Below are 12,567 nucleotides of genomic sequence, written 5' to 3' on the forward strand. Positions count from 1 at the left end.
GTTATTATTAAATAGTTGGTACTGTGCCGCCGTCGATTACGTATTCTGTGCCGGTTAAATAATTTGCTCTTGGCGACACAAGAAAACCGACCAACTCGGCTACATCTTCCGGCTCAGCAGGTCTGCCATGCGGTATTCCACCCAGTGCATCCATAACACTTTGCCGGGCTTCTTCTATCGTACTATTTGCGTTTCTTGCAATCTCGCCCAACCAGGCTTTGGATGCTGAGGTATTTATCCATCCCGGCGAAACAGTCAGTACACGAACACCTTTAGCCGCAACTTCATTTGATAAACTTTTACTGTAGTTTCTCAATCCTGCTTTTGCAGCTGCATAAGGCAAAGTAGAATCGTACAAAGGTAGAATGCCTTGGATAGAAGCTATGTGAATGATAACACCGCTTTTTCGTTCAATCATCTGTGGCAGAAATCCTCTGTCTAAACGAATGGGGGCAAGCAAATTAGCTTGTAAGGTTGATTCCCAATCTTCGTCAGTTAATACCGCAAAACCACCCGCCGGTGTTAGCGAAGAACCAAGGTTGTTCACAAGAATGTCTAGCCTGCCATAAGTCGAAAGCACTTCGCTGACTACTTTTTGTGCATCTTCTGCTTTGCTTAAATCGGAAGAAATGAAATGCAAATTACTGTTTTCTTTTTCAGGAGGATTTCTTGCCGTAATAATAACGGTCGCACCTGCTATTGAAAGTCGCTCTGCAATTGCTCTTCCTGCTCCTTTTGTACCTCCTGTCACTAAGGCAATTTTGCCCGATAATTCATTGTTGAAATTAAATTCTTGTTCCATTGGTTAAATTATTTAGGGCAAAGTTGAGACATATGTACAGTTCTTACAAGTACGGAATTATGATTCATATAGGGATAAATTTTTCCCCTATTGTACGATTTGGAACATAGGTGTACTTTTGTTTTATGTATGAAAGAAAGATTTTGCCAAACTTGAATTGTGGTTTGGATCTGATAGGCGAAGTGCTGTATGGCAAATGGAAAATCCGTTTGCTGTGGTTTATCAACGAAGGGCATAAACGTCCAAGCGAATTGCAACGAAAAATTCCTGATGCTACGAGACGTGTGCTCAATATTCAGTTGAAAGAGTTGGAAGACCACGAACTGATTACAAAGAAAATTTATCCTGTAGTACCACCAAAAGTGGAATATTCACTAACCGATTTCGGTCAAACGCTGATTCCCGTAATTGCTGCCTTGGGAAACTGGGGCGACATAAATGAAGAGCAATTGCGATCGGTTATTTTGAAGCGTTTGAAGTCTGAAAGTCAGTAGTTTGATTTGGGGGGCGTGAGTTTAGAAGTAGTTGCTGCTAACGGTTTACATATTGGCGATGGTGAGGCATTTTTAGCATTAATGCTCATATGAAGCACAAATATCAGCTAGAAGTACAAATTCGAACGGCCGATGCCCGTTTTACTTCGCCTTGTTTTGTTGTTCTGTCCCAAATACCATTTTCAGTAATTATAATTTGTGGTTTTCTGTCAAAAATTTGAAAAAATCCGACAACAATACCAAGTCCAAAAAAGCAAGTGCTCAGCCAACCCATTATATAATTTGTTGTCCCAACTTGCTCTTTGTTTATCATCCAAATTCCGATTGCTACAAAAGGGATTGTCAATGCGAAAATTTTCAGCCCTTTTAATGGTATTTTGTAAAGTTTAATTTCTTCCATTTTCAATTTTAACTGCGTGAATCGGTTGCGTCTTACAATATTACCGCTAACGGTTATGGCTTTGCGTTCGAGCGAGTTTCGGAGCATCCCAAGAGCTTTCGGAACCAGCCAGCATTGCACTTGAATAGCAGCACAAAGCTCCATGTTTACACCGCGCCGACGGTCGGAGGCAGTTCGTCTGACATCAAACCCGTGTGATAGGCTGGGGTTTTTATCGTTCGTTTCGGCTTAAAGTTAGACAAAAAAAAAGCGTTTGTAAAATTCTACTTTGTTTTTGTCAGCTTGGTTGGTGCGTAACCAAATTGTTTTTTGAAAGCAAACGAAAAATGCGACAAGTCTTCAAAACCTAAATCCAAATAAATTTCACTTGGCTTTTTACTTTTCTTGTCAATGAGAAAATGTGCTTCTTGCAGTCGTCGTTCTTTTAGCCAATGATTAGGTGTGTCGTTAAAAGTTTCTTTGAAATCTCGTTTGAAAGCCGACAAACTTCGTCCTGTCAAATACGCAAAGCGTTGTATGCTCACATTGAATTTGAAATTCTTGTTCATGAATGCTTTCAAATTTAGTTTTTCGGGTTTTTCGAAGTCAAAGAAAACGCCCGACAATTCGGGTTGTAATTTCAAAAGTATAAGCAATAATTCTTCTCGTTTTAAGTCAGCAAAAGTTCCGTCAATTTTGCCCGAACGATTGTAATAAGGCATGAGTGAACGAACAAAATTTGGAATGAGTTCATTTTGTTTTATTGGTATAAATGCTTCTTTTGAACTAAATTTTGTTGGGCTTGATTTGTGTTTGTCTTGAAATGATTTGAGAAAATGCTCGTCAAAAATGATGGACACTTTTTCAAACTCGTCATTCTCTTTCAGTTTGTTGTAACGTGCCAAATGATTTTTGCGAACAACACAATATTCGCCCGATTTCAAAACGAAGTGCTTGTTGCCGTCATAACCGTGCATAGTCCCTTTTGCCAAAAACAAAAAGAAATGTTCGGATATAAATTGTTCGGGTGAAATTTCGGGCCCGATATAGCAAGATTTTATTTCAGTCGCTCTCATTTTAAGTTTTCAAATTTAAGCATACTTTTTACACTTTCCACAACGGCTTCTTCGTTTGTTGCGATAGGCTTCCAACCCAAAACTCTTTTTGCTTTTTCGTTGCTGGTGTTACGATTTGTTTTCAACATTGAAGCTACATTTTTTAATCTCGGGCTGAACAACCCGCCAATTTTCACAACCCAATCAGGTACTTTTTTAGTGGAAACATTTTTGGTTGCTTCGGGCATTTTTTCTTTCAAGTAAACAGCTATTTCGGGCAACGACATTTTTCCACCTGCCAATGCCAAAAAGCGTTGCCCTTTTGCGTTTGGATTTGTCATTGCACGAATGTGTAAGTCGGCCACGTCCCGAACGTCAATAATATTCATATACAAATTTGGAACGGCTTTCATTGAACCATTTAATAAGTTGCGTAACAACTCAAAACCGCTCGACAAATCTTTGCCCAATGAAGGTCCAAAAATGGCTGTCGGATTGATTGTTGCCAATTCCAAATTTCCGCCTTCGTTTTTGATAAAATCCCAGGCCGCTTTTTCTGCCAACACTTTTGATTTGTTGTAAGACGACAAACCTTTTTCGTTCGGGTCTGTCCAATCTGTTTCTGTTATTTGTGTGCTTGGGTCTTTGTGGCTGTAGCCAACTGCTCCAAAGTTTGAAGTCATCACAACTCGTTTCACACCTGCGTTTCGTGCCGCTTTCAAAACTCTCAACGCACCGTCTACCGCAGGACGAATCATTTCGTTTTCGTCTTTTGGTAAAGCCAAAAAGATAGGCGAAGCAACGTGCAAAACATAAGTGCAACCTTTTACGGCTTGGTTCCAATTGTCATCTTTTGTCAAGTCGGCCGACACAAATGTTAGATTGTCGAACGAAGTAATGCCGCCATTTTTCAGCATTTCAAATACTTCATCTTTTCGTTTTAAGTTGCGAACGGTTGTCTTTACCTTGTAACCTTTTTGTAAGAGTTGCAAAATGCAGTGAACACCTACAAAGCCTGTTCCACCTGTTACCAAAACTGTTTCTTTATTTTCCATTGTCTAAAATTTTTATGCTGCAAAGTTGCGCATAAAATTTCCAGTCTGCTTTGTTGTAAAGTCCAATGTTGTTTTGTCAAAAAGCCCAAATATTAGGGAGGTGGGTGGGGGTGTGCGGTCTCCCTTACCATAGCTACTAACGGTTTCGAGTATTGCCGAAGGTGGGGATTTTAGCAACCAACGCCAATACTCAAATATAGCAAAAAGTTGAGTAGAATTACTTCAGCTCCGCTGTTGGCAATACTTGTTAGCGACTGTGACTTTCAGTCGTCCGCTGTCAGTCATGACTGGTCGTGTGTCTGCTAAAAAATAAAAAAGAGGATCAGGCAAATCAACGGATATTTTTCCTGATTCTGCTCAACGAAGATTGTGTAACCCCCAAGTAGGAAGCCAAATAGGAAAGCGGAATACGATTGACAAGTTGGGGGTATTTCTCCATAAACTCCAAGTAGCGAGTAGAGGCATCTTCCGAAACCAAGGGACTTCTTCTCTCTATCTTTTGTATTAATGATTTTTTCACGATTTTGTTTACAATATTTTCCCAACCAACAATGGTATTGGCGATTTCTTCCCAATTTTGTTTGGTAAACACAATTAGTTTACAGTCCGTAACGGCTTGCACATATCCTGAAGAGGGAATTTTGTTATCAAAACTGTCCAGGTCCACAACAAAATTGTTTTCTTCTATAAAGTAGCTGGTAATTTCTTCGCCTTTATTGTTGTAGTAGCAAACCCGAAGAATGCCGTCTAAAACGAACCCAACTTGTTTTGCAATTTTGCCTGCTTCTGAAAAATAGTCTTCTTTGCGAAGTGCTAATTCCGTTGACTTGCTTGTAATGAAGTCAATTTGCTGTTTGTTCAAATTTCCGAATCGCAATAAATAATTGATAAGTGCTTCCATGGTTTTATTTCATTTGACTCATTATCAGTTTGTCAAATAGTTTATCGGAGAGAATTTTTCTGAAAAATAACATCATTTTTGCTCCCGAAGCACCCACATACCTTGTTTTCGGATGACTTGATTCAATGCCTTGTTTGATCAATTTAGCAATGACAATTGGATCGGCAGCATCTTTTTCTATTGCTGCATACATATTGATGACACCTTTTGCCAAAGAGCTGTATGCCGTATTGCCCGAAACCCTTGACATATATTCGGTTCCAAGCCCTGTCATTTCTGATTTTGTGCCGCCCGGTTCAATCACAATTACGTCAATTCCGAATGATTTTACTTCTTTACGAAGTGCGTCACTCAAACCCTCAATGGCAAATTTACTCGCGTGATACCATGAACCCATTGGCAAGGTTACTTTACCGCCAACCGACGAAATGTTTACGATTTTTCCATAGTTGTTTTTTCGCATAGTGGGCAATACCAATTGTATTAAGCGTGCTACCCCAAAAACATTTACTTCCAGCTGATATTTTGCATCAGACATTGGCATATCTTCCAATGCACCGTAATAACCCGAACCTGCATTGTTGATTAAAACGTCAATGCTTCCTGCTTCTTTCAAAATTTGTTCAACACAAGCCACAAGGCTTTCTTCTTTGGTAACGTCCAACGAAATTGGTTTTATGCCGTGTGTTTCTAAGTCTTGCATTTTCTCTGTTCTGCGTGCTGCACCGTAAACGTTGTAGCCGTTTTGAGCCAGATAAATTGCTGTTGCTTTTCCAATTCCTGCCGAAGCACCTGTTACTAAAACTGTCTTTGCCATTATTTTATTTTTTTAGATTATTAATGGTGCAAAGTTGTTTCAATAAAAAATGGAATTATTTGTCATTTGGCAAAAAGTGAGTCTTGGGCGGTGGGTAAGCTTAGCTCTGTTGTCTTTTGAAAATTTTTCTGCGTCAGTTGGTCGGGTGTTTGCTGTTGGTTGGGGTCGTCCTGCCATTGCCACCAACGGGCCGCGCATTGATGATGGGCGGATTTTTAGCACAAAAGCTCATTTGAAAACCACATGTTGAATCTTGCACAAATGTTTCATAGAAGAAATTCAGCACCCCATAACGCAAAACGGATGTTAGCGGTTCGCTGTTGTTCCATATTGAAATTTTGCCCGATTGATTTATCAAACATTTACTTTATAATTTAGTGAAAGTTCGTCTCCACTTTTTCCACGAATACCCCAATTATGCATTGGTGTCTCGAAAATTGTTATTTCCAAGTCCATTGTTGAGATACCTAACTCGTTTTCAAACTTGTCAAACAAAAGTTTGAAAAATTTCTTTTTGGCTTCAATGCTCCGTCCTTCAAAAACACTTATTTCAATAATTGTATGTTTTTTTGTTCGTTCGTCGAAGTAGAAAAAACTATCACTGTCAATATAAATAAATCGATGAGCTTTTTTTTCTTTTGGGTATTGAAAAGCATCCATTAAACATTCGTGAATGACCTCGGAAACCTTCACTCTAATAGGATGTAAATGCTCCTTTATTCCAAATATTTTAATCTGTCCCATAAACTCGTTTAATGATTTTGTGTAATTATTTAAATATAAATTCTTTCAAATTGTCTGTCGATGTCGTTTTTTATAATGACGGCTAACTCCAAAACTCAAATATATGAAAAAGTGTCAAAAGGGAACATTTAACCCACCTGACGCAAAACTCGTGTTGTGTGCTGTCTGGAAGTGCAGAGGGTCTCTTCATTTGTATCTTATGAGTTGCTCTTACTTCGTAATAGATAAGACCTTTTCTAAAGCAATATAATTAGGCATTTTCATAAACTCTTTCGCTTGCAAATAATCAACTCTTGATTGTTTTTGTCAGATATTTCTAGGGGGATTAAGCCCGGAGGTGCAACTACAATCTTCAACAAATCTCTATCCAACTCATAAGCAACACTTACAGGCTTGGAATCAGAAAGCATTTCTTCTGGCTGAATAATAATTAACTTGGGGTTACTGTTTGTGTCCAACTTGAAAAAATAATTCACCTCCTTTCCTGTTTCGTCGGTAAAAGTAATTTTATCTTCTTTGAAGACATATATAAAAGACACATCCTTTTTGATGCCGTTTACGCTTTCAGTTTGTGCCAACCAGACTCCTTGTATTTTTGCTTGGTCATTAGATTTTGAAGCATTTCTAACGACACCACAAGACAAGATAAATAAAAGAATCAATATAATGATGGAAGGCTTTATAATTATCATATTGCCAAAGCATTTAATTGTACTAAAGATTGTAAAGTTGTGGTAGTGCATCACTTTTTAGATTTTAATCAAATAAGTTGAAAAAATATATTGCAAGTAAAACAATTTTAACAAATACTGCTAATTGAAAGTAGGAACTTTGAAACAGCATTAACGTAATACGAAATAACTTAATTAAATAAGGCAAAATCGAAATTAGTAAATTATTGAACTGGTTTTGGTCATTGTTTAGCATAGCACACAACGTTTTGCCGCTTGGCGAAGTGGCGGAATTTGAAGCACTTACTTTCAATTTATTACTAAAGTTCATTACAAGCACAAAGCTCCAAGTTTGCACGTCCGCCAGCCTGACGCAAAACCCGTGTTGGCGGTAATTTTTCTCATCCATTGTCAACAGTTTAGTGTCTTACGAACCAACTCTTTGTTCTCGTCCGAAGCGGCCTCCAAAAGTCTTTGTTTTACTTCGTCTGAAAGGTCGGCAACGGTCAAACTTTCTTTTAAGTTCTGTCCACCTGGATAACTATGCTTGTCGTATTCGTGTAAAATTGTTCCGTCATCATACAATGTGTAGTCATCATCTAAAACACCACCTTTCATTTTGTGCGATACTGAAATTGTTTTTTTATTCATCGTTTTAGTTTTTATTGTTATTGCCGAATAATTTCAATTGTGTCTTGTCAAAATTATACATTCTATCAAACTCAACTAAAGCTGAACTTATATCCAGCCCTTGAAAAAATGCTTGAAAGTCAATCAAGTCCTTTTTGTTATGAAAGCTAACTTTCCATGTTACTTTGTCTTTATCAATACGCTTGATAATTTCTAGAAAATAGGGTCTGTCAACTACTGAAAGTGAGTGACCAAAAACATAAATAGTTTCTAAGTATTTCAAACTGTCAAAGAAGTCTGAATTTTCTGTGATGATTGTCTCTGTTGATTTGTATGTTTCAATAAAATAGTCGTCTAAAATCCTATTTCCTTCCGCAACTCTAACATCAGTATTTTCATCGTTGTAAAGTTCGTCAAGTTTCTTAGCGTTTTGTGGGTTGCGACTATGACCTAGAATTAAAGTTGAGTTTGTATCAACCGCTTTGTTATGTATATAAAATATTTTTTCTTGAGCAACTTTATAAAGTCGCTCTAAAGTGTCTGTGTAATTGAAATTGATGAATTTGGCATTTTTGTCAACTACAACCATATTTTCATTAGCGTTGTTTGGTAGTCTTAGTTGTAAAATCCATTCAGTAAAACGCTTCTTTAATGTATCGGTAATTAAATTAATTCTTTGTTGGACTTCATACTGGTAGTCGTGATGGTATGCGTCACTCCAATCTTCTGCACTGTATGTTTGTAAATAATCCATACACTCGTCAACTATTTGTTCGGTGTCCAAGTAAGCTAAAGTTTCTTCAAAATCAGACCAAAGAGCATCACTTCCAAAATATTCTTCAAGTTTTTCAACTAATTGTTTGTCTGTGTTGTCAAGATATTCTTTAAAGTCCCAATAACGTGATTTTAGACCGTGTTGAATGTCAAAACCGTTGCCAATGATATAGAGTTTTTTAGTTGTCATTTTGTTTCTTGCAGTGTCGTCATAAAATTACCGCCAACGAATAGGGCTTGTGGTCAGGTGGGGAATTTGAAACTCCTCTGCCCGAACGTCCGCCGATATAAATTACTGATGTTGAGTTACTTGCCAATATTCAAAAGGTTTCCTTTAGCCGAAACGAAAGTACAGAAAAATTCCCAAAGTTGAGTATTATTCCGTCCGCCCCGCTTGCCACAAACCCCTGTTGGCTGTAGTTTTATTCAATTAAAGCTTTTTTGATTTGCCTTTGTTCTGCTCTTCTTTCAGCTTTCCAATATTTTCGTTTCAAATACTTTCGTAGGTGTTTCCACCATTCTGTTGAAACTGTTAATTGTCCTTTTCACTTGTGTGACATTAGTGTTTTTTATTTTAATTCAGTTTAGCTTTCTCAAAACTTTCTATGATTAACTTGCTTTGCTTATCCTTATACCAATTGGGGTTCTCTTTAATGTCGTAATATTTTTTATGTAAGTCTAATATGTTTTGGCGATGTCTTTTTAATGAACTTTTTGTCTGCGTCGGTAAATTAAAAAACGCAATTATTGATTTTAATTCGTCTGAAGTCAATTCGGTTTTCATTTCTTCTCCACTACACTTACTTTTGTAACAAGGTAAAATTGTGATATAGTCGAACTTTACGTAGTTGTTTTTATTTATGGCTAAAACTCGTTTCACTCGATTAGGGTCATATCCGTTATTAGAAATTCGGTCAAAATGCTCTGGGTACATTTCATTTGTAATGTCAATAAAGCCATTTTGTTTAAAAATCTGCACTAACTCTTCTGAAGCCTTATATGTTTTCATTGTTTAGAATTTTAGAGTGTTTCACAAAAATTACCACCAACATCCCTGTAAATGTAATTAATTTCGTTTATATCCGCTATGAGTGTAGTTCTGCGGGAAACTATCCCGATGAAGATAGACTCAAACGTAATTAAACATAGTTAAATTTCCAAGTCATCTAATCTACTAGGTATAAGTGTGTGAGGTGTCTTCCATAATACAAAAAAAGCCCCTGATTGCTCAGAGGCTTTTGGTATCTTAAAAGTCAACGAAACCTAACGACTCAAATACAAATTGCGCTCGCCGTAAACTTTTTGGAAGAATTCATCTTCGAGGCTATCGATAAAATAAATCCCTTCGCCCGTAGATTTCATCTCTGGACCGAGTTCTTTGTTTACATTCGGGAATTTGTTGAACGAAAACACCGGAATCTTAATCGCCCATCCTTTTTTCACGGGCTTAAATTCGATGTCTTCTACTTTTTTGTCGCCCAGCATAAACTTCGTTGCGTAGTTGACATACGGTTCTTGGTAGGCTTTGCAAATAAACGGTACCGTACGCGAAGCACGGGGATTGGCTTCAATCACATATACCACGCCGTTTTTGACCGCAAACTGCATGTTAATCAAGCCCTTTACTTTCATCGCTTTGGCTACTTTGAGCGTAATTTCTTCGATTTGGCGAATTTCGTCGGGTGTCAAATCAAAAGGTGGCAAAGTAGCGTGTGAGTCACCTGAGTGGATACCTGCTGGCTCGATGTGCTCCATAATACCGATGATGTGGGCGTTTTCGCCGTCACAAATCGCGTCTGACTCAGCCTCGATAGCGTTTTCGAGGTAGTGGTCTAGGAGAATGTTGTTGTCAGGAATGTCGTTGAGGATTTTCACCACGTGCTGTTCGAGTTCTTGCTCGTTGATGACAATCTTCATGCTTTGTCCACCGAGTACGTAGCTAGGACGTACCAACAGCGGGAAGCCGAGGGCTTTTCCGATTTCGACAGCAGCGTCGGCAGTGCGTACCGTGTCAAATTTAGGATAAGGAATTTCCAAATCGCGTAGGAGCGAGGAGAAACGTCCGCGGTCTTCGGCCAAGTCGAGGGTATCAAAGCTACTTCCGATGATTTTGATACCGTATTGATGAAGTTTTTCGGCGATTTTGAGGGCCGTTTGTCCACCAAGCTGCACGATAACCCCTTCGGCTTTTTCGTGTTGTACGATAGCGTGCACGTGTTCCCAAAATACCGGCTCAAAGTAGAGTTTGTCCGAAATATCCGGGTCGGTCGATACCGTCTCAGGGTTACAGTTGATCATGATCGTCTCATAACCCGCCTCTTTGGCCGCCAATACGCCGTGTACGCAAGAGTAATCAAACTCGATACCTTGTCCGATACGGTTGGGGCCAGAGCCTAGTACGACTACCTTTTTGCGGTCAGAAGGTACCGATTCGTTTTCGGGCTCATCTTGCGACACACTGAAAGTAGAATAATAATAAGGTGTTTTGGCTTCAAACTCCGCCGCACAAGTGTCCACGCACTTAAATACCCGCTTGATGTTGTGCTCTTGGCGGAATTTATAGACTCGACTTTCCTTCACGCCCAAGAGGTGCGCTATTTGGCGGTCGGCGTAGCCTTTTTGTTTGGCAGTGAGCACGAGGCTTGCCGGAATATCTTCAAGCTCGTAGCTTTGAATTTCTTTTTCGAGTTCGACTAGTTCCTCGATTTGGTGTAAAAACCAAGGGTCGATTTTGGTAAGGTTACGAATCGTTTTGAAAGAAAGCCCTGCTTTAAAGGCATCGTAGATGTGGAAGAGGCGGTTCCAGCTAGGATGGGCGAGGCTATATTTGATAGCTTCTACGTCGGTAAGCTCTTTGCCATCGGCACCGAGGCCGTTGCGGCGGATTTCGAGCGACTGACAAGCCTTTTGGAGCGCTTCTTGGAAGTTGCGTCCGATACCCATTGCTTCTCCTACTGATTTCATCTGTAATCCCAAAGAGCGGTCGGCACCGGGGAATTTGTCGAAGTTCCAGCGAGGTACTTTCACAATGACATAATCGATAGTAGGTTCAAAAAACGCCGATGTGCTACCAGTAATAGGATTGATAAGCTCATCGAGGTTATATCCTATCGACATTTTGGCCGAAATCTTGGCAATGGGATAGCCTGTTGCTTTTGAGGCCAAAGCCGAAGAGCGTGATACCCGTGGGTTGATTTCAATAACGATGATGTCGTCGGTTTCGGGATTGACCGAAAACTGAATGTTACATCCCCCCGCAAATTTACCAATACCATTCATGGTCAAAATCGCCAAGTCACGCATTTTTTGGTAGAGGGTATCGGGGAGGGTCATGGCAGGAGCTACCGTGACACTATCGCCCGTGTGGATACCCATAGGGTCGAAGTTTTCGATCGAACATACGATGATGAGGTTGCCGAGGCCATCGCGGAGGAGCTCAAGCTCGTATTCTTTCCAACCCAACACACTTTGCTCAATGAGTACTTCATGAACAGGCGAGGCAAGGAGGCCGTGCTGTAGGGCTTTGTCAAAATCTTCGGGAGCGTTGACGAAGCCACCACCTGTACCACCAAGGGTGAAAGAGGGGCGAATGACGAGCGGGAAACCGATTTCTTGGGCAATTTCTTTTCCTTCCAAAAACGATTTTGCGGTGCGACCTTTACAAACGCCCGCGCCTAATTCGATCATTTTTAGGCGGAATTTTTCACGGTCTTCGGTGGTTTCGATGGCTTTGATATCCACCCCGATGATTTGAACGTTGTATTTTTTCCAAATGCCCGCTTTGTCGCAATCAATCGCTAAATTTAACGCCGTTTGACCTCCCATAGTTGGCAAAACGGCGTCTACTTTGTGTTTCTCTAAGATTTCGACTATGTATTTTTTCTCGAGTGGTTTGAGATATACATGATCGGCATTGATAGGGTCGGTCATGATAGTCGCCGGGTTGGAGTTTATCAAGATGACCTCAATGCCTTCTTCTCGAAGCGAACGGGCGGCCTGAGAGCCTGAGTAGTCAAATTCGCACGCTTGGCCGATGATAATAGGGCCAGAACCAATAATAAGGACTGATTTGATGTTGGGATTCTTGGGCATTTTTTTTGTTTTGGGGTTATCGGCTAGATGATGCCAGCTCAAAAATTGTGCAAAATTAGCGGATGAAATCTTTTTAACCCATGAATACGCTAAAAAAATAATATCTGTACGAAAAATAATTGGATTTCGGTATATCAAAACAAACCTTCATCT

At 39.6% G+C, this 12,567-nt stretch carries 14 protein-coding genes; 2 read left to right on the forward strand and 12 right to left on the reverse strand.

The window, feature by feature from the left end; genetic code table 11:
• Window positions 1–7 precede the first annotated feature (7 nt).
• Window positions 8–802, reverse strand: a complete 795-nt coding sequence (locus P1X15_RS13785; RefSeq protein WP_277338710.1) for an SDR family oxidoreductase — start codon at window positions 800–802, stop codon at window positions 8–10.
• Window positions 803–927: 125 nt separating this feature from the next.
• On the opposite strand from P1X15_RS13785, the gene P1X15_RS13790 reads away from it, so the two are divergent.
• Window positions 928–1,296: a helix-turn-helix domain-containing protein gene (locus P1X15_RS13790; protein WP_277338711.1), complete on the forward strand. Its 369-nt coding sequence runs from the start codon at window positions 928–930 to the stop codon at window positions 1,294–1,296.
• Window positions 1,297–1,399: 103 nt separating this feature from the next.
• On the opposite strand, the gene P1X15_RS13795 is transcribed toward P1X15_RS13790, so the two are convergent.
• The 5 genes from P1X15_RS13795 to P1X15_RS13815 all read right to left on the reverse strand — a co-directional run bounded on the left by P1X15_RS13795 (window position 1,400) and on the right by P1X15_RS13815 (window position 5,503).
• Window positions 1,400–1,840 (reverse strand): STM3941 family protein, encoded by a 441-nt coding sequence (locus P1X15_RS13795; protein ID WP_277338712.1) that lies wholly within the window; start codon window positions 1,838–1,840, stop codon window positions 1,400–1,402.
• A gap of 119 nt (window positions 1,841–1,959) precedes the next feature.
• Window positions 1,960–2,751, reverse strand: coding sequence for an AraC family transcriptional regulator (locus P1X15_RS13800; RefSeq protein ID WP_277338713.1), 792 nt, complete (start codon window positions 2,749–2,751; stop codon window positions 1,960–1,962).
• Window positions 2,748–3,785 carry an aldehyde reductase gene (locus tag P1X15_RS13805; RefSeq protein ID WP_277338714.1) on the reverse strand — a complete coding sequence of 346 codons (1,038 nt, stop codon included), beginning with the start codon at window positions 3,783–3,785 and terminating at the stop codon, window positions 2,748–2,750. Before P1X15_RS13805 ends, P1X15_RS13800 begins: the two co-directional genes overlap by 4 nt.
• Window positions 3,786–4,116: 331 nt before the next feature.
• Window positions 4,117–4,686, reverse strand: coding sequence for a Crp/Fnr family transcriptional regulator (locus P1X15_RS13810; protein ID WP_277338715.1), 570 nt, complete (start codon window positions 4,684–4,686; stop codon window positions 4,117–4,119).
• Window positions 4,687–4,690: 4 nt separating this feature from the next.
• A complete protein-coding gene (locus P1X15_RS13815; protein WP_277338716.1) occupies window positions 4,691–5,503 on the reverse strand; it encodes an oxidoreductase in 813 nt (270 codons plus the stop codon).
• A gap of 49 nt (window positions 5,504–5,552) precedes the next feature.
• Between P1X15_RS13815 and P1X15_RS13820 the strand changes: the two genes are divergently transcribed.
• Window positions 5,553–5,753 (forward strand): hypothetical protein, encoded by a 201-nt coding sequence (locus tag P1X15_RS13820; protein ID WP_277338717.1) that lies wholly within the window; start codon window positions 5,553–5,555, stop codon window positions 5,751–5,753.
• Between the two features lie 104 nt (window positions 5,754–5,857).
• Here P1X15_RS13820 and P1X15_RS13825 read toward each other — a convergent pair whose 3' ends face one another.
• The 6 genes from P1X15_RS13825 to carB form a co-directional block, all read right to left on the reverse strand.
• Entirely contained in the window at window positions 5,858–6,247 is a 390-nt protein-coding gene (locus P1X15_RS13825; RefSeq protein ID WP_277338718.1) for a tautomerase family protein, read from the reverse strand.
• Window positions 6,248–6,507: 260 nt separating this feature from the next.
• The gene (locus P1X15_RS13830) at window positions 6,508–6,939 is read right to left on the reverse strand and encodes a TIGR03067 domain-containing protein (RefSeq protein ID WP_277338719.1); all 432 of its coding nucleotides are present in this window, start codon (window positions 6,937–6,939) and stop codon (window positions 6,508–6,510) included.
• Window positions 6,940–7,329: 390 nt separating this feature from the next.
• On the reverse strand, window positions 7,330–7,569 hold the full coding sequence (locus P1X15_RS13835; RefSeq protein ID WP_277338720.1) for a hypothetical protein: 240 nt from the start codon (window positions 7,567–7,569) through the stop codon (window positions 7,330–7,332).
• Window positions 7,570–7,573: 4 nt separating this feature from the next.
• Complete coding sequence (locus P1X15_RS13840) at window positions 7,574–8,512, reverse strand: bacteriophage abortive infection AbiH family protein (protein ID WP_277338721.1); 939 nt, start codon at window positions 8,510–8,512, stop codon at window positions 7,574–7,576.
• Between the two features lie 384 nt (window positions 8,513–8,896).
• Complete coding sequence (locus P1X15_RS13845; protein ID WP_277338722.1) at window positions 8,897–9,331, reverse strand: hypothetical protein; 435 nt, start codon at window positions 9,329–9,331, stop codon at window positions 8,897–8,899.
• Window positions 9,332–9,585: 254 nt separating this feature from the next.
• Window positions 9,586–12,414, reverse strand: coding sequence for a carbamoyl-phosphate synthase large subunit (carB, locus tag P1X15_RS13850; protein WP_277338723.1), 2,829 nt, complete (start codon window positions 12,412–12,414; stop codon window positions 9,586–9,588).
• Window positions 12,415–12,567 lie beyond the last annotated feature (153 nt).

Source organism: Runella sp. MFBS21 (assembly GCF_029433105.1).
GTDB lineage: Bacteria > Bacteroidota > Bacteroidia > Cytophagales > Spirosomataceae > Runella.